Origin of the sequence: Megasphaera massiliensis (assembly GCF_000455225.1) — a bacterium.
Classification (GTDB): Bacteria; Bacillota; Negativicutes; order Veillonellales; family Megasphaeraceae; genus Megasphaera; species Megasphaera massiliensis.
This window is the reverse complement of record NZ_HF954532.1, coordinates 191,072-217,765: the sequence shown is the minus strand read 5'-3', so window position 1 is coordinate 217,765 and position 26,694 is coordinate 191,072. Positions and strand designations below refer to the sequence as shown.

The 26,694-nt window shown below is 52.3% G+C and carries 21 protein-coding genes; 9 read left to right on the top strand and 12 right to left on the bottom strand.

What is annotated here, in order from left to right; genetic code table 11:
• Positions 1–552: 552 nt before the first annotated feature.
• Together TX77_RS01110 and TX77_RS01105 are read right to left on the bottom strand one after the other, a co-directional pair.
• The gene (locus TX77_RS01110; protein WP_044502975.1) at positions 553–954 is read right to left on the bottom strand and encodes a hypothetical protein; all 402 of its coding nucleotides are present in this window, start codon (positions 952–954) and stop codon (positions 553–555) included.
• Between the two features lie 43 nt (positions 955–997).
• A complete protein-coding gene (locus TX77_RS01105; RefSeq protein WP_044502974.1) occupies positions 998–1,879 on the bottom strand; it encodes a DMT family transporter in 882 nt (293 codons plus the stop codon).
• A 108-nt stretch (positions 1,880–1,987) separates the two neighbouring features.
• Here TX77_RS01105 and TX77_RS01100 point away from each other — a divergent pair, with 108 nt between their 5' ends.
• A complete protein-coding gene (locus TX77_RS01100) occupies positions 1,988–2,878 on the top strand; it encodes a LysR family transcriptional regulator (RefSeq protein WP_044502973.1) in 891 nt (296 codons plus the stop codon).
• On the opposite strand, the gene TX77_RS01095 is transcribed toward TX77_RS01100, so the two are convergent.
• From TX77_RS01095 to TX77_RS01070, 6 genes are all read right to left on the bottom strand, one after another.
• On the bottom strand, positions 2,844–4,214 hold the full coding sequence (locus tag TX77_RS01095; protein WP_230197985.1) for a uracil-xanthine permease family protein: 1,371 nt from the start codon (positions 4,212–4,214) through the stop codon (positions 2,844–2,846). The genes TX77_RS01100 and TX77_RS01095 overlap by 35 nt on opposite strands.
• 15 nt (positions 4,215–4,229) lie before the next feature.
• On the bottom strand, positions 4,230–5,180 hold the full coding sequence (arcC, locus tag TX77_RS01090; protein ID WP_044502972.1) for a carbamate kinase: 951 nt from the start codon (positions 5,178–5,180) through the stop codon (positions 4,230–4,232).
• 65 nt (positions 5,181–5,245) lie between these two features.
• Positions 5,246–6,439, bottom strand: coding sequence for a knotted carbamoyltransferase YgeW (ygeW, locus tag TX77_RS01085; protein ID WP_044502971.1), 1,194 nt, complete (start codon positions 6,437–6,439; stop codon positions 5,246–5,248).
• Positions 6,440–6,470: 31 nt separating this feature from the next.
• The gene (locus TX77_RS01080) at positions 6,471–7,790 is read right to left on the bottom strand and encodes a YgeY family selenium metabolism-linked hydrolase (protein WP_044502970.1); all 1,320 of its coding nucleotides are present in this window, start codon (positions 7,788–7,790) and stop codon (positions 6,471–6,473) included.
• 42 nt (positions 7,791–7,832) lie between these two features.
• Entirely contained in the window at positions 7,833–9,041 is a 1,209-nt protein-coding gene (gene dpaL / locus TX77_RS01075) for a diaminopropionate ammonia-lyase (RefSeq protein WP_044502969.1), read from the bottom strand.
• Between the two features lie 199 nt (positions 9,042–9,240).
• A complete protein-coding gene (locus TX77_RS01070) occupies positions 9,241–9,879 on the bottom strand; it encodes a helix-turn-helix transcriptional regulator (protein ID WP_044502968.1) in 639 nt (212 codons plus the stop codon).
• Positions 9,880–10,190: 311 nt separating this feature from the next.
• On the opposite strand from TX77_RS01070, the gene ssnA reads away from it, so the two are divergent.
• The 6 genes from ssnA (at position 10,191) to TX77_RS01040 (ending at position 19,975) form a co-directional block, all read left to right on the top strand.
• Positions 10,191–11,528: a putative aminohydrolase SsnA gene (ssnA, locus tag TX77_RS01065; protein ID WP_044502967.1), complete on the top strand. Its 1,338-nt coding sequence runs from the start codon at positions 10,191–10,193 to the stop codon at positions 11,526–11,528.
• A 13-nt stretch (positions 11,529–11,541) separates the two neighbouring features.
• Positions 11,542–14,052 carry a putative selenate reductase subunit YgfK gene (gene ygfK / locus TX77_RS01060; RefSeq protein WP_044502966.1) on the top strand — a complete coding sequence of 837 codons (2,511 nt, stop codon included), beginning with the start codon at positions 11,542–11,544 and terminating at the stop codon, positions 14,050–14,052.
• 16 nt (positions 14,053–14,068) lie between these two features.
• Positions 14,069–15,469: a dihydropyrimidinase gene (gene hydA, locus TX77_RS01055; RefSeq protein ID WP_044502965.1), complete on the top strand. Its 1,401-nt coding sequence runs from the start codon at positions 14,069–14,071 to the stop codon at positions 15,467–15,469.
• 117 nt (positions 15,470–15,586) lie between these two features.
• On the top strand, positions 15,587–18,274 hold the full coding sequence (gene xdh / locus TX77_RS01050; RefSeq protein ID WP_044502964.1) for a selenium-dependent xanthine dehydrogenase: 2,688 nt from the start codon (positions 15,587–15,589) through the stop codon (positions 18,272–18,274).
• A gap of 114 nt (positions 18,275–18,388) precedes the next feature.
• Positions 18,389–19,237: a selenium-dependent molybdenum cofactor biosynthesis protein YqeB gene (gene yqeB, locus TX77_RS01045; protein WP_044502963.1), complete on the top strand. Its 849-nt coding sequence runs from the start codon at positions 18,389–18,391 to the stop codon at positions 19,235–19,237.
• 21 nt (positions 19,238–19,258) lie between these two features.
• A complete protein-coding gene (locus TX77_RS01040) occupies positions 19,259–19,975 on the top strand; it encodes a formate dehydrogenase accessory sulfurtransferase FdhD (RefSeq protein WP_044502962.1) in 717 nt (238 codons plus the stop codon).
• A 2-nt stretch (positions 19,976–19,977) separates the two neighbouring features.
• On the opposite strand, the gene TX77_RS01035 is transcribed toward TX77_RS01040, so the two are convergent.
• The 4 genes from TX77_RS01035 to TX77_RS01020 all read right to left on the bottom strand — a co-directional run bounded on the left by TX77_RS01035 (position 19,978) and on the right by TX77_RS01020 (position 25,073).
• Entirely contained in the window at positions 19,978–21,195 is a 1,218-nt protein-coding gene (locus tag TX77_RS01035) for a molybdopterin molybdotransferase MoeA (protein WP_044502961.1), read from the bottom strand.
• Positions 21,196–21,290: 95 nt separating this feature from the next.
• Positions 21,291–21,734: a 4Fe-4S dicluster domain-containing protein gene (locus TX77_RS01030; protein WP_230197984.1), complete on the bottom strand. Its 444-nt coding sequence runs from the start codon at positions 21,732–21,734 to the stop codon at positions 21,291–21,293.
• Positions 21,727–23,931, bottom strand: coding sequence for a formate dehydrogenase subunit alpha (gene fdhF, locus TX77_RS01025; protein WP_044502960.1), 2,205 nt, complete (start codon positions 23,929–23,931; stop codon positions 21,727–21,729). The genes TX77_RS01030 and fdhF overlap by 8 nt, the downstream gene beginning before the upstream one ends.
• A gap of 116 nt (positions 23,932–24,047) precedes the next feature.
• Positions 24,048–25,073: a molybdopterin-guanine dinucleotide biosynthesis protein MobB gene (locus TX77_RS01020; protein WP_044502959.1), complete on the bottom strand. Its 1,026-nt coding sequence runs from the start codon at positions 25,071–25,073 to the stop codon at positions 24,048–24,050.
• Between the two features lie 217 nt (positions 25,074–25,290).
• On the opposite strand from TX77_RS01020, the gene TX77_RS01015 reads away from it, so the two are divergent.
• A complete protein-coding gene (locus TX77_RS01015) occupies positions 25,291–25,668 on the top strand; it encodes a winged helix-turn-helix domain-containing protein (protein WP_044502958.1) in 378 nt (125 codons plus the stop codon).
• A 6-nt stretch (positions 25,669–25,674) separates the two neighbouring features.
• Positions 25,675–26,694 carry a molybdopterin-binding protein gene (locus TX77_RS01010; RefSeq protein ID WP_044502957.1) on the top strand — a complete coding sequence of 340 codons (1,020 nt, stop codon included), beginning with the start codon at positions 25,675–25,677 and terminating at the stop codon, positions 26,692–26,694.

Genomic DNA, 26,694 nt, shown 5'->3' with positions numbered 1-26,694 from the left:
TGGTTTAAAGGACCGAAGGGACGCATAAACCTTCGTGAGTCGCTTACTCCGAAGTGAAACTTCGGAGTGGGTAAGGGAATCTGGAATCAGATAATTCCGGAAAAGCGACGCATAAAACAGACTGAATCACTTACTCCGAAGCTTGACTTCGGAGTGGGTGGGGGAGTCTCGAAGCAGCTTTTTTTGACGGATGTCGAAGACGACCGGACTGCCGTTGGTGTGGCGATGTGACCGGATGGATGTCGCAAGACGACTAGAAGGCCGATGCCGGAACTATGCGGCATCTCTTTAGCAGGAAGCTGGAGGCGACCAGACCGAAGTAATCTTACCTATGAAGCATCACTTACGATGGATGTCGAAGACGACGAGACGGCCCTTCTCAAAACCATATATCTTAACAACGCAAAAGAAGCACCGACTGACGTCAGTGCTTCTTTTCATATATATGCTCTGTTGTAATTATTAAGCAGAGCGAATAAAAAGGAGATAAAAATGGGAGACAAATTTAATGATCCGACGAGATGGCTATCAAACGGAATAGCGCCTAGGAATTTAAACTATCAGTCTAATGTGGTACTTCTTATTTTCCTGATAGAGGATCATGGACACCCGGTCCTTGTCATCAAAGGATACAGTCAGATAGTAGTCGGGATAGACGACATCACTCAATAAATAAGCAGGCCCAATGGCTTTTAATTCGTACATAAGGGTAAAGGCCGGACGAAGCGTCTTTATGACGTCACTTTTTTTATCGCCGATTTTTAGGCCGTAAAAGGAATGGCTGACAGCGTCATCGGGACTGATTACCGTCATTTCCTGAGTGCGGCGCAGGCCGTATAAATCAGAAAACACGGAAGATTCCTGTATGGCAGTCGCCTGGTCAGCAAAGGCAGGGGGCGTCGTCAAAACGGGAAGGGCTAACGCCAGCATTAAGAGGACAATATATTTTTTCATGGGTATAGCTCCTTCATAATTCGTTGATTTTTACTTAAGGGTATTAGTTTGGATAGGAATGTAGTTTACAGAGAATTTTATTCGGTAATTGAACGAGGATGATTCCTGTGATGATGAAGATGGCTCCGATTAATTGAGTCGTTGTAAACATTTCATTGAGGAAAAATGCACCGAGAACGGATGCGATTAAGGGATTCAAGGCCGTAAATAAGCCGGCTTTTTCAGCACTGGTATATTTTTGAGCTACGGGCTGGAAGGTAAATCCGAAGACGGAGCAGATGAGGACTAAGGTGATGATTGCCAACCACGTTGTCGTATCGGTGGGGATGACGGTCACTTCAAACAGCAGGCTGGCAGTGGTACTGTAAACGGCGAGAAATCCCATCTGGAGGATTCCCAGCAATAAAGGATCATGCTCTCGAGCCAGGCGGGCTGTCAGGCAGATCCATACGGTATAGAAGAGAGCCCCGGTCAGGCAGATGATTTCACCTGGTTCCAGACTGAGGGCCGCCCCTTGGAGAGTGAGACAGGCGATGCCGATAAAGAGCAGTGTCGTTGCCAACAATACTTGTTTTCCCGGCCACTGGCGATTGAGGATGGCCATGAGCAGGAGGACCCAGACGACAGACGTATTTTCCAAGAATGCAACCGTTGAAGACGGAATTGTCGTTAAGCTGATCAGTTCACAGGCCATACAAGCGAAGAGCAGCGTTCCTAACAAGCCGGCGGCCTTGAAAAGGGCCGGTGTGATATTTGGCAGCCGCTTATGAAAAATAATCAGTAAAATGATGGTAGTCAGGAAAAAGCGGATAGCCAGTAATTCTAAGGGAGGCACCCCATGGAGGCCGATTTTTGATAATAGATAAGAAATGCTTCGTGAGACGATAACTGTGAGGAGTAATAATTCAGCAGTTCCCTGTTTCATACAAAAACCTCCTTACTTTTTTCTTACTTTTATGATACGCTATAATCAGCATGGAGAGAATAGCAAAATAATATATGAGGAATTGATAAAAAAGCAAAGGTGATTTTTATGAATACGGAAAAATGCAGACTTCTCTTGCAAGTCGTCCGAGCCGGTAGTTTTTCTGCGGCAGCGGAACGGCTGGGTTATACTCCGTCCGGGGTCATGCGTGCCGTTACGTCCCTTGAAAAGGAAATTGGCTTTCCTCTTTTAGGGAGAACGGCCCAAGGCGTCTATCTGACACGTGAAGGGACGGCTGTCTTGCCGTTCTTGCGGCAACTCATTCGCGATGAAGAGACGATACTTCAATACAGTGCCCAGCTTCGCGGTCTGACGGCGGGTGACATTTATATCGGTTCTTATTTCAGCGTCGCTGCGAACTGGCTCCCCCAAATCATTCAGGCCTTTCAACAGACCTATCCTTCCGTTCACGTCCATATTGAAGAATGTGCCAATAAGTCGATGTATGAAGGGCTCGAAGAAGGGCGCTTCGACTGTTGCATTACGACGAAGCGCCCTTTTTCGGGAGATTGGATTCCTTTGTGTGAAGATGAAATGGTTATGTGGCTGCCGGAAAATCATCCCTTGGCCAAGGCTAAAGCCTATCCCTTGAAGGAGTTAGCGAATGAATCCTTTATTGAATCGCTGCCCCAACAGGATACGGATTCGGCCTTGCTCTTGAAAGCTGAGAATATTTCCTGCAAGGTTCGTTATACGGCGATTGATAATTACACGACGTACCGCATGGTAGAAGCCGGTTTGGGGGTCAGCATGAATAATCGCCTTATGACGGCTCAATGGCAGGGGAAGGTGGCTATTTTACCGATGGATCCGGTCCATACGATTACCATCGGCATTGCCATTCCCAGTCGGGATATGGCGGCTCCCGCTGTCAAAAAATTCATAAAATACGTCAAGGACGGCATCAGTCAGATGCGGCTGCCGATGACGACTCACTAGGAGAACCGTGTCTTTTGGGTAAGATGAGGTTGAGGCTGATGGCAATCATAGAGGCCAAAACGACGGGGGCTTTGCCGAATATCGTCGTGACCCAGGCCGGGAAGAGATAGAGTGATTCCGGGGCTGCCGAAAGACCCATGCCCATGGCGACGGCCAGTCCGACGATAGCCATGTTGCGCGGTGTAGCACCGTCAGACAGGGCCAGTTTGATGCCGGTCATGGCAATGGAGGCAAAGACCGGGATGGTGGCTCCGCCGAGAACGGCATAGGGAATCGTCGTCAAGAGGCCGGAAAACTTGGGAACGATGCCGGCGATGAGGATGATGATGGCTGCCAGCGCCAAGGTGGCCCGGTTGATGACTTTTGTCGTCGTGACGATGCCGACATTCTGGCTGAATGAGGCTGTCGGTAAAAAGCCCAGGACGGATCCCAAGATGCTGGTAGCTCCTAAGCCTAAGATGGCTCCGTGGAGTTCGTCTGACGTGGGTTGGCGGTTCATGGCGCCTGATGTAGTGGCCGAAAAATCGCCGATGGCCTGGATGGAATTGATGACGAATAGGATCGAAATGGCGATACAGGCGGCAGGATCGAATTCTAATCCGAAGTGCAGTATCCGCGGCATTTCAAAATACCCGGCGTTCATGACATTGTCAAATTGTACCATGCCCATGGCCAAGGCCAGTAGATATCCGGCTACGATGCCGACCAGGATGGAGGCCAGGCGCAGGAGACCGCTGGCAAAATGAGTGAAAAATATCACAACAACTAGGGTAAATAAGGCGACGACCCAGTTCTGCCAGCTGCCGTAGGTCGGGGTTCCGACGCCGCCGGCCATATAGTTTATGGCAATGGGATAGAGGGAGAGACCGATAGTAAAGATGACGGTCCCGGCAACGAGGGGCGGAAAGAATTTCCGGATGCGATGGATGCTGAGCCCTACCAGGATGGCGCAGATTCCGCCGAAAATTTCAGCACCTAAGATGGCGGCGATTCCGTATTCACCGGCGAGAGACTGCATGGTCGGAACGTAGGCAAAGCTGACGCCGAAGATGACCGGAAGGCCGGCGCCGAAGTGAAGTCCCGTGCGTTTCCCCAGGGGATAGAGCTGAAGAATCGTGCCGATGGCAGCTGCGATAAGGGAGGCCTGAATGAGTACGACTCGGTCAGGCTGGGAGAGTCCGGCTGCACCGGCGACGATGATGGCCGGTGTGACGCAGCCGACAATCATGGCCACGACGTGCTGTAAGGCTAAGGGCAGGGCTTCAAAGAAATGGGGAATGCCGTCCATGGCAAAGAGTGAGGCGCTGCGGGTGTTTGAAATCGGTAGCTTTTCCACAATGGTGCACCTCCTTTAAGGCTGGTGAATGCGGGTACCTGTTTTTCCAAGGATGCCTTCTTTTGCCTTTTGCAGTAACGTAATGAGGGCCGTGCGTCCCGGACGGGACTCGGCAAATTTGACGGCTGCCTGGACTTTGGGCAGCATCGAACCGGGAGCGAAGTGGCCTTGTTCCATATAGGTCCGGGCTTCTTCCGGCGTGATATCGTGCAAGGCCTGTTCTTCCGGTGTCCCGAAGCGGATGGCGACGTTTTCGACGGCTGTCAGGATAATCAAGTAGTCGGCGTGGAGGTCTTCGGCCAAGAGTTCACTTACAAAGTCCTTGTCGATGACGGCGCTGGCGCCTCTCAAGTGATTGCCCTGATGGATGACGGGGATGCCGCCGCCGCCACAGGCGATGACCAGCTGTCCTGAATCGACGAGGGTTTTAATGGCACCGATTTCGATGATTTCACGGGGAAGGGGGGAAGCGACGACACGGCGCCAACCGCGGCCGGCGTCTTCTTTGACGATGTAGCCGTATTCTTTGGCGGCGTGTTCGGCTTGTTCCTTGGTCATAAAATGGCCGATGGGTTTGGTCGGGCTCTTAAAGGCCGGGTCTTCCGGATCGACACGGACCTGGGTAACCATGGTGGCGACAGGGATATCGAAGATGTCACGATTGTGCATTTCTTCACGTAATGCGTTCTGCAAATCATAGCCGATGTAGGCCTGGCTCATGGCGACACAGACCGATAAGGGCGTATTGGGCTGATTGGCATCTTCCCGGCTCAAAGCGGCCATGGCGTGATTAATCATGCCTACTTGCGGGCCGTTTCCATGAGAAACGATGACTTCACAACCTTCTTGGATGAGATCGACAATAGCTTTTGCCGTCGTTTTGACGGCCATCATCTGTTCGGGGAGAGTGTTGCCCAAGGCGTTTCCTCCGAGGGCGATGACGATGCGCTTCTTTTTTTGAGTCATAATAATGCTCCTTTTATGAAAAGAGGGGCCGGCCCAGAGGACCGGCCCCTTTCACGGCTGCAGGTTTATTTCAGTTTACGGACAGTACCTTTTTCTTCTAATGCTTTTAAGGTAGTTGCCGGGTCTTCACATTTCGCCAGCATAATCATGGCGGCGATGACATAGGGTTTATAGCTGGCCTCTTTGTAGAGGGAATCGCGGTAACGATCGAATACGGAGGCTTCGACTTCGCCGTCTTCACAGCTGACGCCGTTGATATCGGCCGGCAGGCAGTGAAGGTACATGGCTTTGCCGTCTTTTGTCGTCTTCATCATGTCTTCCGTACAGCACCAGTCTTTATGCTGGGCATTTTGCGCCAGCAGCTCTTGTTCTAAGGCATCGATACCGGCCTGGTCACCGGCGGCGTAGAGATTGGTTCTCTTTTCCATGGCGGCAAAGGGAGCCCAGCTTTTGGGATAGACGACGTCAGCGTCTTTGAAGGCATCGGCCATGTCGTTGGTGATGCGGAAGGATCCTCCAGACTGCTGAGCATTCTTTTTGGCGACGTCGACGACGTCGGGCATGACTTCGTAACCTTCCGGATGGGCTAAGACGACGTCCATGCCGAGACGGGTCATGAGGCCGATGACGCCTTGAGGGACGGACAAGGGTTTGCCGTATGACGGAGAGTAGGCCCAGGTCATGGCGATTTTTTTGCCTTTCAGGTTTTCCAGGCCGCCCATTTCGTGGATGATATGAGCTGCGTCGGCCATACATTGGGTCGGATGGTCGATGTCGCATTGGAGGTTGACTAAGGTCGGTTTCTGTTCGAGAATACCGTCTTTATAGCCCTGGGTAACAGCGTCGACGACTTCTTTTTGGTAAGCATGGCCTTTGCCGATATACATGTCGTCGCGGATACCAATGACGTCGGCCATGAAGGAAATCATGTTAGCCGTTTCGCGGACTGTTTCGCCGTGGGCAATCTGGCTCTTCTTTTCATCGAGGTCCTGAACCTGGAGTCCTAAGAGATTGCAGGCCGAGGCAAAGGAAAAGCGGGTACGCGTCGAGTTGTCACGGAAGATGGAAATGCCGAGACCGCTTTCAAAGAGTTTGGTAGAAATGTTATGTTCCCGCATGAAACGAAGCGCGTCGGCTAAAACCCAGATGGCTTCCAATTCGTCGTCGGTCTTATCCCAGGTGAGGAAAAAATCGTTTTCATACATTTCTTTGAAGTTGAGGGCCTTTAATTTATCGATATAATCCTGTAATGTTTTCATCAGAGTGTCTCTCCTTTTAGGTGAATTAAACTTATTTGCTGGTGTAAACGGATGGTAAGGCAGCGTAAACGGCGGCGCAGGTCACTAAATCCTGTTTCCAAGTCTTTTCATTCGGAGCATGGGCCTGGGCTTCCGCGCCGGGACCGAAACCGATGACGGGGATGCCGTTACGGCCCATGATGGAAACACCGTTCGTCGAGAAGGTCCATTTATCCGTAAGGGGCAGGGCTTTTCGCATTTTTTCCGTTTCAGCCGAACCGATGCGGCTATTTCCGAAGAGGCCCGTATAGGCTTCTTCTAAGGCTGTCGTAACTTTGTGATCCTTGGGGATGACCCAGGTCGGGAAGTAGCATTCAATGGGGTATGTCAGGCCGGTATAGCTCGGGCGGGCGTAGTCGTATAAGCTGACTTTGACGTCTTTGCCGTACTTTTTAACACTCGGCAAGGCGCGGATTTCGTCGAGACAACTTTCCCACGTTTCGCCGGCTGTCATGCGGCGGTCGAGGGAAATGGAGCAGGAGTCGGCAACGGCACAGCGGCTGGGGGAGGTGTAGAAAATCTGTGAGCAGGTAACGGTGCCGCGGCCGAGGAAGTTGGCTTCTTCCCATTCCGGGTTATATTTATTGTCGAGCATTTTTACGAGTCCCTTGATTTCCGTCGTGTCAGCGGCGTCATTTTCATTGAGGGCACGGATATCCTGGATGATGTCAGCCATCTTGTAAATGGCGTTGTCACCGCGTTCCGGTGCAGAACCGTGGCAGGAAACGCCTTGGACGTCGACGCGGATTTCCATGCGTCCGCGCTGACCGCGGTAGATGCCGCCATCGGTCGGTTCCGTCGAGACGACGAAGTCCGGGCGAACCTTGTCTTCGTTGATGATGTACTGCCAGCAGAGGCCGTCGCAGTCTTCTTCCTGAACGGTACCGGTAACGAGAACCGTATAGGCATCGGACAGTAAGCCTAAGTCTTTCATGATGCGGGCCCCGTAAACGGCCGATACGATGCCGCCGAGTTGGTCCGATGTGCCGCGGCCGCCGATTTCCGTGTCCGATTCAAAGCCTTCATAGGGATCGAAGTTCCAGTTGCCCTTATTGCCGATGCCGACGGTATCGATGTGGGCGTCGAAGCCGATAAGGGTCTTGCCCGTTCCCATATAGCCGAGGACGTTGCCCATGGGATCGATTTCAACCTTGTCGAATTCAAGTTTTTTCATTTCTTCGGCAATGCGGTCGATATGGGCTTTTTCGTCACAGCTTTCACCGGGGTATTTTACGATGTCCCGCAGGAAACGGGTCATATCCTTTTCGTAATTTTGAGCTGCTTCTTTAATCTTAGCGTAATTTACAGTCATGGTATTCTCTCCTTTTATATAATGATTCTCTTGTGAGGTATTTTATTTGTCTAAGCCTCGCCAAACGATGTTTTTATAGCGTTCCGGATCGGTATCGCCTTCTGTTGAAAAAGCGAGCACTTGGGAATTTTCATCGAGGCCTAATTGACTGCGCAGTTCTTTACATTCATCAGACAGCATGATGGTGGCCAGGGCACCAAAGGGGACGGCACCGGATTCGCCGGAAATGATAGGAGCGTCTCCTTTTAAGGGGGCTGCCAGCAGGCGCATGCCGCGGACCGTGACCGGATCATCGGCAGAAATAAATGTCGTGACGTGGTTCTTGAGGATGTCCCAGGAAATGGTATTCGGTTCTCCGCAGGCAAGGCCGGCCATGATGGTGTTGAGGTCGCCGCCGACGATGCGGGGCTTGCCGTCACCGGCTGCCGCACCTTTATACAGGCAGTCTGCGGCCGAGGCTTCTACGACGATGAATTTCGGCGGATTGTCTTTATAGAGATTGGCAAAATATCCGACGATGGCGCCGGCCAGAGAGCCGACCCCGGCTTGAACGAAGATATGCGTCGGTCTTTCAACGCCGGCTTTCTTCAACTGTTCGCCCGCTTCCATGGCCATTGTCCCATAGCCCTGCATGATCCACGACGGGATTTCTTCGTAGCCGTCCCAGGCTGTATCCTGAACCATGACGCCGTGCGGCGTTTCAGCGGCTTCCTTGGCGGCTTGACGGACACAGTCGTCGTAGTTGAGTTCTAAGATATCGACGTCAGCACCCAGCTTTTTGATGTTTTCCAAACGGGTTTGGGTCGTACCCTTGGGCATGTGAACGACCGCTTTTTGTCCCAGCTTTTGTGCCGCCCAGGCGACGCCGCGGCCGTGATTGCCGTCGGTTGCCGTAAAGAAGGTCGCCTGTCCGAAATCCTTTCGAAGCTCATCAGACGTCAGCACCTGGTAAGGCATGTCTTCAATTCGGCGATTCGTTTCTTTGGCGATGTACTTGGCCATGGAGTAGGAGCCGCCGAGGACTTTAAAGGCGTTGAGGCCGAAACGATACGATTCGTCTTTGACAAAAATCGAACCCAAGCCTAAGTAGTGAGCCATCTGATCGAGGCGCGTAAGCGGTGTTTCGCTGTACTGAGGGAAGCTCTGATGGAAAGCTCGGGCCTTTTCGATTTCACTGAGGCTCATGATGGGGAGATTTTTATCATCTGATTTGGGCAAATGATTCATGGCCCATTTCATATCCTTTTTCATAATCCGTACCTCCTAAAATAAACTGAAAAAAATATTTTAGACAATCTAAAAGTTTTTGTATACCTAAAGTATAACATGAGTATGCGGATTTGCAATAGGATAAACCTAAAAATCTATTTGGTTGCTACACTTTTTTTGCAAGAGAAGAAAGAAGGCTATCGGTTTTAGGCATAATAAAAAAGAGACCTTACGGCCTCTTTTACGATTCGCTGCTGCTGTCTATATAACTATATAAGGTGTATTTTGAAATACCGAAGTGTTTGGAAATCTTATCGCCGGCCTTGGTGATGAGTAAGGCGCCGCGGTCATTTAAGAACTTAATGGCCTTTATTTTGTCTTCGCGGGTCATGAGGGGAACGGGTTTGCCGACCTGACGCGTCGACTCTTCGATGAGATCGTTGAGGAGGTCGGTGACATTCTGCGGAATGGGGCTGGCCTTTTCTTTGGAGTCGACCGATACCAAGGGTTTTATGGCGTTTTCAATCATAATCAGCTCGGTAATATCGTAGTTGATCGAGAAGACGCCGATGATTTTTTGCTCGTCATTGCGAATGTAGATGGTCGTCGATTTTAAGATGCGGCCGTCTTTGGTCTTGGTAAGGTAGCTGGCGTGATCTTCGACGTTTTGCGGGTCGTTTCGCAGGGCGTCTAGAACGGCAAGAGACGGCCCGTCACCGACTTTTCGGTTTGAAACATGGCCGTTTTCAATGGCTACAATGGAATTTTCTTTGTAATTGTCACTCAGGTCGTGGATGACGACTTCACAGTTTGGTCCGAACTGGTCGGCCAGCCCTTTGGCTAAATGGCGTAAAAAGTTAAGGACGGCATCGTCTAACATAAAAGACACCTCTCTCTATGACAGAAAACAGATTATTAGCTGTTCTGCTAAATATTTTTTAGGTAATGTTACTATACCATATTTTTAGGAGAAAGTAACGATTATTGGAAAAAATATATATGTCAAAAAATCATCCTTAACGGCAGGCTATAATAAAATTAACAACAAAATTTTTTAGGCTCAAAAAAGTTTGACAGATACATCACAAGACGGTAGTATTAAGGTAGATTCATAAACGACAATGACGATATGATAAAAACACAATTGATAACAGCGTCGTCAGTGTTTTATACGACGAAGGAGGGGTTTATATGATTATCGTAGGAAATGGACATGTCGTGACGCGAGATACGCACAATCCATATGTTCCTGATGGTGCCGTTGCCATAGACGGGACAAAAATTTGTGGTGTAGGCCGGACCGAAGATCTGCGCAAGCATTTTCCGGAAGCCTCGTTTATCGACGCCAAAGACGGAGTCATCCTGCCGGCCTTTATTAATACGCATGAACATATCTACAGCGCTATGGCCCGAGGCCTTCAAATTGAGGGTTATGCGCCGCAAGGCTTTTTAGATATCCTGGACGGGCTTTGGTGGAATATTGACCGCCATTTGACGAATGACCTGACGTACTTGAGTGCTATGGCGACGTACGTGGAATGCATTAAGAACGGCGTGACGACGATTTTTGACCACCATGCCAGCTTCGGCGAAATCAAGGACAGCCTGTTTGCCATCGGACAGGCTGCACAAGAAATGGGGGTTCGTTCCTGTCTGTGCTATGAAGTGTCTGACCGGGACGGTCTCGATAAGGCGCGGCAGGCGGTCTTGGAAAATGAAGCCTGGATCCGTCACACTCAGCAAGATACGACGGATATGCTGGCCGGTATGATGGGCATGCACGCGCAGTTTACGCTCAGCGATGAGACCTTAGCCTTGGCGGCAGAACACAAACCGGACGGGGTAGGTTATCACATCCACGTCGCTGAAGGAATTGAAGATCTGCATGACTGCTTAAAGAAACATGGCAAGCGCATCGTCGACCGTCTCTATGATTGGAATATCCTTGGACCGAAGACTCTTCTCGGTCACTGTATCTACGTCAATAGCCACGAGATGGATCTCATCAAAGAAACGGATACGATGGTCGTTCACAATCCTGAGTCGAACATGGGCAATGCCTGCGGCTGCCCGCCGACGATGGAGATGGTTCATCGCGGCATCCTGACCGGCTTGGGAACGGATGGCTACACCCACGATATGATCGAGTCCTATAAGGTGGCCAATATCCTGCATAAACATCATCTCTGTGATGCGATGGCTGCCTGGGCGGAAGTCCCGAAGATGTTGTTTGAAAATAATGCTGTCATAGCCAACCGCTACTTTAAGGCCCCTTTAGGCGTCTTGAAGGAAGGGGCTGCAGCTGACGTCATCGTTCTTGATTATACGGCACCGACGCCGATGAATGAAGAAAACATCAACGGCCATATCTTGTTTGGCATGACCGGGCGCAATGTGGTTACGACCATTGCCAACGGCAAAGTTCTCATGAAAGATCGAGAACTGACCGCTGTCGACGAACCGGCATTAATGGCTAAGATTCGTGAAGGTGCCGCCGTTTTGGCCGGGCGCATTAATGGCTATTTGTAAGGAGGAATATATCGTGAGTGATCGTATGACATCAATTCCCTTCGGGAATTTAATGAATTGGATATTACGGGAAGCGCCGAGCGGTACGATTTTTGGCGTTCACCATCAATATAAAGCAGGGACTCAGCGATCCTATGAAATTTTTGATAGACCCGTGGAACTGCCCTTCGGGCCGGCTGCCGGGCCTCATACACAGTTGGCGCAGAACATTGCTGCCGCTTATGCTGCCGGGGCCAGATTCTTTGAATTAAAGACGGTACAGCAGCTCGACGGCGAAGATTTGCCCGTTCCTAAACCCTGTATCAAGGCCGATGATGAGTGCTATAACGTCGAATGGTCGACGGAATTGACCGTTCCTAAGGCCTTTGAAGAGTATGTAAAAGCTTGGTTCTTAGTCCATGTCATGGCCGTTGAATACGGACTTGGAAGATTTGACGGGATGCAGTTCAATATGTCCGTCGGCTATGATTTAGCCGGCATACAGACGCCGAAAATTGACTCCTTCATAGAAAACCTGAAGGATGCGTCTCACACGGCCATCTTCAATGAATGTAAATCGTGGCTGCTTCATCATTTAGATCGATTCCGGAAACTGAGTCGAGAAGACGTCGAAGCCATCCCCGCTGATATTTGCAATTCGATTACCGTATCGACGATGCACGGTTGTCCGCCAGATGAAATTGAACGAATTGCCAGCTACTTATTGAAGGAAAAGAAGGTCCATACCTTTGTGAAATGTAATCCGACCCTCCTCGGGTATGACTTTGTGCGAAACTGCATGGATACCTTAGGTTATGATCACATGGTTTTCGATGACAGCCACTTTAAGGCCGATTTACAGTATGACGATGCCCTTGCCCTTTTGAAGCGGCTTCAAGGTGTCGGCGCAGCTGAAGGACGGACTTTTGGCGTAAAATTGACCAATACCTTTCCGGTTTCCATTACGCGGCATGAACTTCCGGGAACGGAAATGTATATGTCCGGCAAGCCCTTGTTCTTCCTGGCCATGAATGTAGCCAAGAAACTGAGTGAAGCCTTCGATGGAAATCTGCAAATTTCCTATAGCGGCGGCGCCGATGTCCACAATATCGGCGATATCGTAGCGGCCGGTATCTGGCCGGTGACGGTAGCGACGACTCTGTTGAAGCCCGGCGGCTATGAACGCTTAGTGCAGTTAGCCCAAGTCTTTGAGGAAACGTCGGGGCAGGTATTTAACGGTGTAAACGTCGGTAAACTCGATGCTTTATTGAAGGCGGCGTCCGGCGACAGCCACTATGCCCGCTTGGATCCGAAATTCCAACATCGAAAGAACGGACGAGAATTGCCGTTGATGGACTGTTTCATGGCCCCCTGTATCGAAACCTGTCCCATCCATCAGGATATTACGGCTTACATGGATTTAGTAGCTGAGGGAAAATATGTGGAAGCCCTTCAGATTATCATGGAAAAGAATCCCCTGCCTTTTATTACCGGGACGGTCTGTTACCATACGTGTATGAACAGCTGTACGCGAAACTTCTATGAAGAGGCTGTCGAAATTCGGCGCAATAAGCTGATAGCTGCTGAAAAAGGTTTTGACGGCGTCATGGAATCTCTTTCGGCTCCGGTGCCGATCGGTAAAACGGCAGCCGTCATCGGCGGTGGTCCGGCAGGTCTGTCTGCAGCTTACTTCTTAGCCCGCGGAGGCATAACGGTCACTGTATTCGATAACAATCCGGCACCGGGCGGCATGGTACGGACCTTCCTCTGTGAAAAGAAAAAACAGATTTCAGCGGAAGCGATCGATAAAGACGTGGCCTTGATTCAAAAACTCGGGGTGCGTATCGTCTCTGACAATGGCATCTCTTCCCTCGATGAATTGGACTCTTTTGATTACGTCTTAGCCGCTTGCGGTGTGAAGGGGAAAATCGGCACATCGGCTGCCGGTGACATCGACGGATTGACTGTCATCGGTGATAGCCGTCATGGCAAGACGACGTCGGTTGTCGAATGCATTGCCGACGGGAAAAGAGCGGCAGAAGAGATTTTAGGACGACTTGCCAGCGTCGATACGCTGCTGCTGCCGGATGTAAACGCCATTTACAATAAACGAGGATTTTTAGCGTCGCCGCCGGCCGACGGCTGTGATGGACGTTGTCTCCACTGTGACAGCATCTGTGAGGTCTGTACCGAAGTCTGTCCCAATCGAGCCAACGTCGCCATTGAAGTTCCGGGCCATTTGCAGCGGCAGATTCTCCACGTCGATGCTATGTGCAACGAATGCGGAAACTGCCGGACCTTCTGTCCCTGGGGCGGGGCGCCGTACATGGATAAATTCACCTTGTTTGCCAATGAAGATGATTTCATGAACAGTGAAAACCAAGGCTTTGCCGTCATCGATAAACAAAGCGGGTTCTGTAAGGTCCGGCTCGACGGGCGGATTGTGACGACGACGCTCCGTTCGGACGAAGACACCATCCCCGAAGGACTTCGCGGGTTCATGAAGGCTGTCGTTAAAGATTACGATTATCTGTTACTGAAGTAAGGAAGAAGGAAACATCATGGATTATGTCATCAAAGGTGGAACGGTTTGCTTTGGCGAAGAACACTTTCAAGCGGATATCACCCTGCGCGATGGAAAAATCTGGTCTATCGGCGGAGGCCTTCATCGTGGCAGTGAAGAAGTCATCGATGCGGATGGGATGTATGTCTGCCCCGGTGGTATCGATCCGCACACCCACATGGATTTGCAGCAGTCGCCTCAGTATCGAGCCTGTGACGACTTTTACAGCGGTGGTGTGGCTGCAGCCTGCGGCGGGACGACAACTATCATCGACCACATGGCCTTTGGCCCTGAAGGCTGTTCGCTGAGATATCCTTTTGAGCAGTATAAATTGCTGGCGGAATCGTGTCCCGTCGACTATAGTTTCCATGGTGTATTCCAACATGTCGATGAGGCGGTCTTACGTGAGTTGTCCGAACTGATTGAAGAAGGCTTTCCGAGTTTTAAGGCCTATACGACGTACGGTTACCCCATGGGAGACGCTGATTTAATGAGAATTTTGCCGGTGATGAAATCCCATGGAGGACTGCTCACGGTCCATGCCGAAAGCGATGGCATGACAAATTACCTGCGACAGGCCTTGTCTCCAGATGAACTTAGCCCCATCGGTCAAGCTCGGACGCGCCCTAATGAGGCCGAAGCATTGGCAGTCAGTGCGGTCTTATCCGCGGCCCGGGCTTGTGGCGATGCCCCCGTTTACATCGTTCACACGTCGGCTCATGAAAGTGTGGACCGCATTTGCCTTAGCCGGCAAGAAGGGCAGCGGAATGTATATGCTGAAACGTGCCCGCAGTACTTACTGTTGACAGAAGATAAATTTACAGAGGGCGGGCCTTTGGAAGGCATTAAATACATGATGGCTCCGCCGTTACGGAAAAAGGTCGATAACGATGCCTTGTGGCAGGCCCTTCGGGACGGGACGGTTCAGGTCGTTGCGACGGATCACTGCCCTTTTACGGTAGAAGAAAAACAGGCCCATGCCGCTGATTTTAGAAGCTGCCCCGGCGGTGTATCCGGTGTAGAAGAACGGATGCCCCTGTTATTTAGTGAAGGCGTCGTCAAAGGTCGTCTTTCGCTCGGTCAATTCGTTCGCGTGACCAGCACTAATGCGGCCAAGATTTTTGGTCTCTACCCGAAGAAAGGAACGCTCTTGCCGGGAAGTGATGCCGACATCGTCCTCATCGATCCGTCCCGGAAGCGGACGATCCGCAAGGACAATCTCCATACGACTTGCGGCTACTCCCCGTATGAGGGGATGACGACAGACTGCACGATTTCAAAAGTATTCCTGCGGGGACAACTCATTGCCAAGGACAATGTCTTCTTAGGGCAGAGCGGATATGGCCGGCTGCTTCCCCGAAAGCGCGTCGTTCCCTATGAGCGCATCATTAGATTATAGAGTTATAAGTATCATTTCCTGTCTGGTATTTTCCCTCGCTTGAGGCTTTTCAGGCGAAATGGCAGCCATGACAGACGTATCACTGAAAGTCCGGGATGGGCGGAAAGAGGAACTGTTATGGATAGGATTTGTAAATTATGGATTAATGGCCAGGAAGTGGCCGTCGATCCGGAGCGTAAATTAATCGATATTCTGCGCCGTGACCTGCGGCTGAAATCCGTCAAGGACGGCTGCAGTGAAGGCGCCTGCGGGACCTGCACGGTCATCATTGACGGCAAGGCGACCAAAGCCTGTGTGCAGAAAGCCGGTCGCCTTGAGGGTAAGCACATCGTGACCGTCGAAGGACTGTCACCGCGAGAAAAAGACGTCTTCGTCTATGCCTTTGGTGAAGCCGGTGCCGTCCAATGCGGCTTTTGTATTCCCGGCATGGTCATGTGCGGCAAGGCCCTCATCGACGTCAACCCGACGCCGACCAGGCTGGAGATTACGGCGGCTATCCGCAACAATATTTGCCGCTGCACGGGCTATAAGAAAATCATCGATGGCATTGCCCTGGCAGCGGAGATTCTGCGGAACGACACGCCCATTCCCGTCGTCGGCGGGTATCGCGGCGTCGGCGATCATTGCCAGCGAATCAACGTCAGGACCAAGGTACTGGGTACGGGGAAGTATACCGATGACTTAGATGACGTCGATTTACCTGGCATGTGTTACGGCAGCGCCATTCGCAGTGCCTATCCGAGGGCTATTGTAAAGGCCATCCATACGGAAAAGGCCAAGGCCCTGCCCGGTATCGTCTGCGTGCTGACGGCCGAGGACATTCCCGGTTCGGTCAAGGTCGGCCATTTAAAGGTCGATTGGGACACGCTCATTCCCGTCGGGACGACGACTCATTATTTAGGCGACGCCATCGTTATGGTGGCCGCTGAAACGCCGGAGATACTGGCAGAAGCGAAGAAGCTCGTTGACATCGAATATGAAGAACTGCCGCCGTTGACTTGTGCTGCCGAAGCTTTGGCGGAAGGAGCGCCTTTGGTCCATCCTTCGGCAGGAACGAATATACTGGCTCATGAACATTTAGTTCGCGGTGACGCCGATGCCGTCATTGCGGCGTCGAAATATAAGGTAACCCATCATTTCGAAACGCCTTGGACGGAACACGCCTTCTTAGAACCGGAATGTGCCGTCGCCATGCCCTTCGATGACGGCGTCTTCATTTACTCGTCGGATCAGGGGATTTACGACACGCGGCGGGAAACGGCATTGATGTTGGGCCTTCCGGAAGAAAAAGTAGTCGTGGAAAATTGTTTTGTCGGCGGCGGCTTTGGTGGGAAAGAAGACGTGACGGTCCAGCATTTGGCGGCCCTCGTTGCCTATGTCAGTAAACGAATCTGTAAAGTGAAGCTGACGCGTCAGGAAAGCATTCTGATCCATCCGAAGCGCCATCAGTTCAGTATGGATTTGACGACGGCCTGTGATGAAAATGGGAAACTGACGGCGATGAAACTCGTTGCTGTCACCGATAACGGAGCCTATGCCTCCCTCGGCGGCCCGGTTCTTCAAAGAGCCTGTACCCATGCCGCCGGCCCGTATAATTATCAGACCATCGATATCGAAGGAACAGCCGTTTACACCAATAATCCGCCGGCCGGGGCCTTCCGAGGGTTCGGCGTAACCCAAACTATTTTTGCAACGGAATTAAACTTAAATAAACTGGCTGAAATGGCCGGCATCGATCCCTGGGAAATTCGATACCGCAACGCCATCCGTCCGGGAGAAGTCCTGCCCAACGGGCAGATTGCCGACCCTGCGACGGGACTTGTCGAAACGCTGGAAGCCGTAAAAGACGTTTACTATCAGAGCGGCCCTCATGTGGGCATCGCCTGCGCCTTGAAGAACTCCGGCGTCGGTGTCGGCCTTCCCGACTATGGCCGCTGCCGTCTTGCCGTCAGTGACGGCCGGGTCCATGTCTATTCGTCGGCTTCCTGTATCGGCCAAGGCGTCGGTACCGTTTTGGTGCAGATCGTGTCCGAAGCAGCCGGCCTTCCCATTGAAGCCATTAAATGGCATATGCCAAATACGGCTACATCCCCCGATGCCGGTACGACGTCCGGGTCCCGTCAGACGACACTGACCGGGGAAGCCGCACGGCGAGCTGCGAAGGATTTGCGGCGGGACTTGTTCCGTGTCAACGGCCTGACCTACGAAGGGACAAGCCGGCCCAGTGATTACTTGGAAGGTGTTACGGTTGAGCAGGAATCGCCGACAACGGCGCAGGTTCGCTTTACAGGCGGCGATTTGGAGGCTCTGAACGGTCGGGAATATATCGGCGAATATCTTGGTAAAACCGATAAGATGGGGGCTGACGTGGCCAATCCCGTATCACACGTTGCCTATGGTTATGCAACCCACGTCTGCATCCTGAATGAAGACGGGACGATTCGGAAAATGGTCGCCGCCCACGACGTGGGCCGCGTCGTCAACCGCAAGAGTTTAGAAGGACAGATTGAAGGCGGGACGATCATGGGCTGCGGCTACGCCCTGAGTGAACAGTATCCTCTCGATCATTGTAAGCCTACGGCCAAGTACGGCACCTTGGGATTGATGCGGGCCGACAAGGCGCCGGATGTCGAAGCCATTGCCATTGAAAAGGAAGGCGTCGATGTCGCTTACGGGGCCATCGGCGTCGGTGAAATCACGTCGATTCCGACAGCACCGGCTGTTGCCGGCGCTTACTATAGGTGGAACGGTAAGTTCCAAACGGCCATTCCTTTGGAAGGAACGCCGTACAGCCGAAAGAAATAAGCCTTTAAAAGTCCTGACGATGGGCTTAAAATGCAGTATAATTAAAATAGGAAGAAATCAATAAAACCCCTCACCTGCTTGGCAGGATGAGGGGCTTTTATAGAAAGGATTGTTATGAAGGATACGTTGATTATTGTTCGCGGCGGCGGCGATTTGGCAACCGGTGTCGTCCAAGCTTTATTTCAGGCCGGTTTTCGCGTCCTCATCTTAGAAGCAGACCGACCGTCGGCGATTCGCCGGCAGGTATCTCTTTGTGAAGCCGTCTATGACGGACAGGCTGTCGTAGAAAATATGACCTGTCGACGATGTCGGTCGATCGATGAGTTATCGACGGTTTGGGGGCGTCAGGAAATACCTCTTCTCGTCGATCCTGAGGGAAAGAGCATTCACATGCTTCAACCCTGGGGCGTCGTCGATGCCATTTTGGCTAAGAAAAACTTGGGGACGAACCGCGGCATGGCGCGACATACCGTGGCCTTAGGTCCGGGATTTACGGCCGGCCGCGATGTCGATGCCGTCATTGAAACGAAGCGAGGCCATCGGTTAGGGCGCATCATACGTGAAGGCACGGCTGCGGCCAATACGGGCATACCGGGGATCATTGCCGGCTATGGCAAAGAGCGGGTCATCCACAGTGACGCCGCAGGTTTCGTCTATGGCTTGGTCCGCATTGGCGACCGCGTAAAAAAAGGACAGCCTATGGCTGTCCTGACGGATGTACCGATTCCCGACGGAATGGCGATTACTGAAGCGATGGGAATTCCCGTGCCGGCGTCCTTAACGGGACTCGTAAGGGGCTTGATTCGCGACGGCTATTACGCGTCCAAGGGATTTAAGATTGCCGATATCGACCCGCGTGAGCATGAGTACCACAACTGCTTTACCATTTCGGATAAGGCACGAAGCTTGGGCGGCGCCGTATTGACGGCCCTCCTTTGGTTGGGGCGAGATGATTTGTTTTAAATAAGAATCGAGGGGTTTTAAATGGAAAGAGAAGAAGATGCACTCCATTTTGCATCATGCCGGGATTTATCCTATGTCGATTATCATCAGGGGGCGGAGCCCAAAAAGCAGGCCATTGCCATTGAGGTCATGACGCCGCTTTATCTCGATGGTGTGAGGGTCAGTACCCTCATATCTTCGCCGGAAGACGTCGATGTTCTGGCAGCCGGCTATTGTTTGGCTGAGGGGAAGGTTGCCGGCGGCAGAGTTTTATCTGACGTCAGCCTGCATGACGGGGCGGCTTGGGTGACGACCCGGGAAGGCGTCGTGGAAGCACCGAGAGACGAACCGTTTAATCCGATATCGGCACAGCAGCTCTGCTCTTATGGCGGACTTTTAGACAGCTTATCGACGGCCCACCATGCCTCGCACGGCGTCCATGAAGGAGCCTTAGTAAAGGGCGACGAAATCCTCGTCTACACAGAAGATATCGGCCGCCATAACGTTCTCGACAGACTGCGCGGTTTTGTTGAAATGAACCATATCGACGTCAGTCAGGCCGTTTTAGTATTCAGCGGCCGCGTGCCGCAGTCGGTTATCGAAAAGGTCCACGGCCTGGGCGTCCGTTTCTTGGCCTCGCGGGCCCTGCCGACCAGTTTAGGCGTGGCTTTGGCAGAGAAATACGGCATTACCGTCGTCTGTGGGCTGCGTCCCGATTCGTTTAAGGTCTTTGCTCACGGGGAACGGATTAGGTGGTAATCTCAAAATAATAAAATCGCGTCGATGGGAGCGCCTTCCGGCAAGGGAGGCGTTCCTTTTTTGATGCAGCCCAGGGCATTGACGTGGGCAAGGCCTAAGAGGGCACTCGACGTGAGAGTCGTATTCGGTGTAAAGACGGCCTTACCATCTTCAAAGGAAATGTGCCCTTGGACGAAGCGGTCGACGGGATTTTCCTTGTGAATGGCATGGCTTAATCGACAGGTGACGATCGGCAAGTCTCTGTTTTTTTCACCATTTATTTGGCGGACGATGGGGAGGGCCAGGAGCACGAAGGCGTTGAAGGCGGCAGACGGATTGCCGGATAGGCCGAGGACCATCGTTTGCTTGCCGGTATCCCTTTGGATGACGCCGCCGTATGAGGCCGAACCGGGACGCATGGTGATGCGGTTGTAAAGCCGGACGGAACCGATGCGTTCGTAGATTTGAGGCATCGTGTCGTAGAGACCGACTGATACGCCGCCGGTGCTGATGATGAGGTCGGCGTCACGGCTTAAGGCCCGGACTTTTTCCGTTTCGGCGTCGAGGCATTCCGGCGCATCTGAAACATGATAGAAGGTAACGGCTGCACCTTGCGCTTCCAGTAAGGGGCGGAAAAGGTAAGCATTGGAGTTGTAAATCTGCCCGTCGTGTCGCTTCTGACCGGGGAGGACTAACTCCCTTCCTGACGTCAGGAACAAGATTTTCGTTTTGGCGAAGACCGGAAAGGTGGCGTTTCCCATGCCGACAGCGGCGGAGACGGCGCCGGCTGTCAGTTTCGTTCCCTTGGGGATGATGACGGCCCCTTCACGACACTCTTCGCCGACGGGAATAATGTTGCTGCCGGGCGGAATGCTTTCTGTCACCTTAATCCGATTATTTTGGAAGACCGTGTATTCTTGAGGAATGACGGTGTCGCAGTCGCCCGGGACGGCACAGCCTGTCATCAGGCGGACGGCCTGACCCGGCAAAACCGGTCCCTCATAGACGAGGCCGGCCCCGATGGTGGCGACGACGTCGTAGGTCTTTTGATCATGGCTGCAGAGGGCATAGCCGTCGAAGGGCGATTTACGGTAAGGCGGATAGGGATGGGCGGCAGTCATGTCTTTTGCGGTAATGCGGCCGACGGCAGTTTCCGGGGAGACAGTTTCAATTTCTTTTTGGGAGGAAGACAAGGCGCCGCGGAGACGGCGCCTTGCTTCGGTAATCGTTACGATTTCCATAATTCGATATCCTTTTTATACTGGTTTGAATGACTATATCTTTGTCAGAGTCCTCTTGGAACCTGCCGAAACGGCGGCTTTAGGGACGAAGAGACTTAAGGCTTCTGTCGGACAGGGATACAAGCCGGTTTTCCCGTCTCGGTGTTTTCACAAAGGTCGCATTTATAAGCTACGATTCGGAATGGGCGGCCCTTGGTATTGCCGTGATAAATGCGGGTCATGGTGATGGCGTCAAAGGGACAAGCCTTAGAACACTTGCCGCAGCCCCGACAGGCGTCTTCATCGATGACGACGGAATCTTCCCCGAGGGAGATGCAGTTAAAAGGACAGGCGTCGAGACAACGCGGTTTCGGACACTGTTGGCACTGGACGGCCTTGGTGATTTTTGACGTGTACACGACGTGAACGCGCGGCGTAAAGTCGAAGCTGTTTGGTTTCATGGCGAATAAGGCCTTGCCGGTGTGACTGGCGACGCAGGCTGCCATGCAGGTCTTACAGCCGATACAGAGTTCCGGATCTGTCTTAATATGATTAAACATGGCCGAGGCCTCCTTCAGATTGAATTCCCATGCGGCTGCGAATGGCGGCGTACTGGGCTTTTACACTCATTTCTGCCTGTTTTTGGTCGTCGATTTTTTCGACGCGGCAGGCACAGTACTTATATTCCGGCGTGCTGCTCTTGGGGTCTAAGGCAGAAATGGTCAATTCATTGCAGGCGCCGATCCACCATTGATAGGTCATGTACGTGGCGCCTTGAGAGACTCGGTCGGAAACCTGACAACGGGTGATGGTCTGTCCGCGTCGTGAGATGACTCGGACTAAGTCGCCGTCGGCAATATCGAGACTTTGACAGTCGTCGGGATTCATCTGAATGTATCCCGGTTCATCGGCCAGGTCGACGAGGAGGCGGCAGTTGCCGGTCATGGTTCGAACGGAATAGTGGCCGACTTCGCGGACCGTCGATAAGGACAGGGGATAATCGGGGTTTTCGACTTCTTTTACCGGTGTCCACGGGAAGTAATAGAAACGGCCTTTTCCGTCGTCTGTCGCAAAGTGAGCGCCTTTATGGAGGTACTGTGTTCCCTTATCATTTGGGTCTTCCGAGAAACAGGGCCATTGGATCCCGTGATTGGCGTCCAGCTTTTCATAGGTCGCGCCGGTAAACTTTGGACAGAGAGACCGCATTTCATCCCAGATTTCTTCCGTGTTATGGTACTGCATGGGATAGCCCATGGCAGTGGCTAAGAGACAGAGAATTTCCCAGTCCGGTTTGCAGTCGCCCTGCGGCTCGATCAGTTTGCGGACGCGCTGGAAGCGGCGGTCGCAGGAGGAGTAGACGGCATCGTGTTCGCCCCAGGCTGTGGCCGGGAAGACGACGTCGGCGTGTTCACAGGTTTTGTTGAAGAAAATATCTTGAACGGCGACGAAATCGATGGCATTGAGTGTCCGTCTGATTTCCGGAAGGTCCGGGTCCGATTGAGCCGGGTCTTCACCGATGATGTAGTAAGCATGAATCTGCTTTTTCGGGTCCTTTTCACGGAGGACCTTGGCCGGGACGCGGGTCAGGGGCAGTCCGACTTTTTCGGGCAGGACACAGCCCCAGGCCTTTTCGAATTTTCGGCGGACGGTTTCGTCCGTTACGGGCTGATAACCGGGGTACTGGTTGGGCAGGAGTCCCATGTCACAGGTTCCCTGGACGTTGTTTTGGCCTCGGACCGGGCCGACACCGGTGGCGTAATGGCCGTAGTTGCCGGTCATGAGACTGAGGTTGGAGCAGGCAATGACGCATTCGACGCCTTGGGAAAACTGGGTGATGCCCATGCCCCACAGGGTTACGGTGTGTTTCGAGGAAGCAAAGAGGCGGGCAGCCTTTCGGATCGCGTCGGGATCTAACCGGGTTGCGGCGGCCACGGCTTCCGGGGCGTACTTGTCCTGTGCAATTTCTTCGGCATAGACATCGAAACCTGTCGTATGCTTTTCGATAAAATCGCGGTCGACTAAGTTTTCCGTTACCATGACATGGGCCATGGCATTGAGCAGGAGCATGTTGGTACCGCCTTTTAGCGGGAGGTAAATATCGGCCAACCGTCCCATTTCCGTCAGGCGGGGGTCGACGCAGATGATTTTACAGCCTTTCTTCTTCGCTTTGACGATGCGGCGGGCGACAATAGGGTGTGAGACCGGCGCATTGTAACCGATGTTGAAAATGACTTCGGCATCTTCGATTTCCGGAATGCTGACTGACATGGCACCTTCACCGACCGATTGGCTAAGGCCGGCAACGGAGGCGCCGTGGCAGATGCGGGCGCAGTGGTCGACGTTATTGGTGCCGATGACGGCGCGCATGAATTTCTGGGTAATATAAGCCGTTTCGTTGCCCGGACCGCGGGCCGAACCGGCACCCATGACGGCGTCGGGGCCATACTCTTTGATGATGGCTTTGAGCCGCGATGCCGTGTATTCGATAGCCTCCTGCCAAGATACTTCGACTAAGGGACTTTGTTTGCCGTCCTTGCGGATCATCGGATGGCGGATTCGCTTGGTAAGAATTTGAGGATCATTCAGGTAGTCCCAGCCATAAAGGCCTTTTAAGCAAAGGCGGCCTTCGTTGTTGACGCCTTCCGGAGATCCTTTTGCTTCAATGACACGATTCGTTTCTGTGTCTACCGTACAAGTAATGACACAGCCTGACCCGCAGTAGGGACAGACTGTGTCAATGTTTTTATGAGTATTCATAGTAACACCTCGCTTTTGGGTTCAACTGATTTTTGTACATCACGGGCAGGATGTAAAGCTATGCTACCATAGTAGAACTTCTGTCTGCGAGATGCAATTACATAATCACTAAGGGCTTATATTTCCGACGAACGGTATCCCGTGAGGAATAAGATATGATTGACTATATTCGCGGAATCAGCTTGCTGGATATCGATCTGTGGAAATGGTCCGTGGCTGTGACTTTCGACAAGAACTAAATCGGCTAGCTGTTGTTGTGTCATATTAAAGATGACATCTTCTTTTTGCGCTTCCGGTCCGATCATATCGGGGCTGCAGAGACAGGCCGAGACGGCACCGGCACATCTGGCCCGGTCCGTGTCGGAACCGGCCTTGGGACGACAGTCCGTGTGGTGCGTGCTTTTTATGTAGGCGACGTGGTATCCGCGGCGTGTCAGTTCGGCAATGGCCGTTTCGGCGGCCGTCGTTTTTCCATCTCCCGAATTCGGGGCCGTCAGGGTGACGACAGGAATTTTGCGCCGGCTGTTGGCGGCACGGCCTTTGGCAGCTTCGTAGTCAGACATGGTATTGACGTTGAGGTACAGAGCCGGTCGACACGATTTCAGGGTAGCCGTAGGAATCGTCTGCAGAAATTCCTGTAGACAGTAGTTTCCGGTCTGAAGCTGCCGGGCAATGGCCGGAACTAATTCTCGGCTGTAAAGAGCGGCTAAGGGTTGATCTCGGCCGTCTTTTGTCCGGGGAATAACGGCCATCAATTCGGGGGCTCGGCGAACGGGGCGGAGAATGTCCGAAATCGGCGAGAAATCGTAAAAGGGAAGGTCGACAGACAGCACCAAATAGTAGTCGCATTCGCCGTCGCGCATGGCTGCTTCCAGTCCGCCCAGGGGACCGCAGTGTTGGACGTTGTCGGCGATGGTGCGGACCGTACGGGCGAGCTTGGCCGGCAGGTTCTTGGGCGAGTAATCCCGGTTGATGGAGACGATGCGTTCTGCAAAAGGCGCGCGCTGACTGCGAAGCAATAAATCGGTCAGCAAATCCGTTCCGTTCCAAGGCAGGGTTGCCTTATCGTGGCCCATGCGAGAACTTTCGCCCCCGGCCAGGATAATCAGGCCCAGGGAGAAACGATGTGAATATTTTATCATCCTCTATCACGTCCTTTATTATAATATAATTATATTATACCATGATTTTATGTGATAAGGTGAGGAAGTTGACTGGAAGTTTCCACAAAAAAAGTATGGAAAGCTAACAGATTTTAATGTATAATGAGTTTAGTCGAAGCTGGCAGTCGATGAACTGCCGGATTTACTTTTTTTATCCGTTATTTGAACTTGCGAATAACGATGCAGGGAGGCGTTCATGGAAGGGCAAAAGCTTCACTATAAGGTCATTATGTGTCTGTTGGGCGACAAGCGGGCTTTCGGACCCGGCGTGGCCGAGCTCTTAGACGGCGTTCGCCGCCGTGGTTCGCTCCAGGGAGCTGCTAGAGACATGAATATGTCTTATTCAAAGGCGTGGACGATCATGCGCGACGCCGAGGCCATTTGGGGTTTTCCCCTCATTCGCCGCTATGTCGGCGGAAAAGACGGGGGACGGTCGGTCCTGACCGGACAGGCCGAAGAAATACTCAAGCGTTACCGGCACATGAACGAGGCCGTCCGAGCTGTAGCGGCTCGACAGTTCGGCGAGTTATTCAATGATGAAGAATTACAAAAATTAAGAGAAATGAGAGGCTAGAACGTTATGAAAATGATGAAAACGGAAGACGCTGTCGGTCATATTCTCTGCCACGATATTACGCAGATTATCCGCGGCGTTACCAAAGCGCCGGTGTTTCGTAAAGGGCACATCATCACCAAGGAGGACATCCCCGTTTTGCTATCGGTCGGAAAAGACCATGTCTATATCTGGGAAAATGATGACACCGTTTACCATGAAAATGAAGGGGCGGCCATTCTGCGGGACATCTGTATGGGGGCCAACATGCATGGCAGCGAGCCTAAGGAAGGGAAAATCGAACTCATTGCCGACTGTGATGGTGTGCTGACCATTCACCGTCAAGGTTTGGAAGCGGTCAATTCCTTAGGCGAGATGATGATTGCTACCCGTCACGGCGGCTTTACCGTTCGCAAGGGCGATAAATTGGCCGGAACCCGGATCATTCCCTTGATTATAAAAAAAGAAAAAATGGCCAAGGCCAAGGCCGTGGCAGGTCCCTTGCCGCTGCTCGATGTCCACCCTTTTCATAAGAAACGGGCCGGCGTCGTCACGACGGGCAATGAAGTCTTTCATGGCCGCATTGAAGATACGTTTACGCCGGTCATTGAAAGTAAGCTGGCTGAATTCGATGCGAAAATGGCCATGCACAAGGTCCTGGCTGACGATCCGGCAGCCATTACGGCGGCTATCCGGGAGATGCTTGACGCCGGCATGGATATGGTTTTCTGTACGGGTGGCATGAGTGTCGATCCCGATGATCAGACGCCGTTGGCCATTAAAAACACTGGGGCCCGCATCGTTTCCTATGGCGCACCGGTATTGCCGGGAGCCATGTTTTTACTGGCCTATACGGACGACAATCGACCTATCGTCGGCCTTCCGGGCTGCGTCATGTATGCCAAACGGACGATTTTTGATCTCGTCCTGCCGTCGCTCATGGCCGATGTTCCTGTAAAGGCTTCCGATTTGTCTCGTCTGGGCGAAGGCGGACTGTGTCTGAACTGTCCGGTCTGTACCTTCCCGAACTGTGGTTTTGGAAAGTAG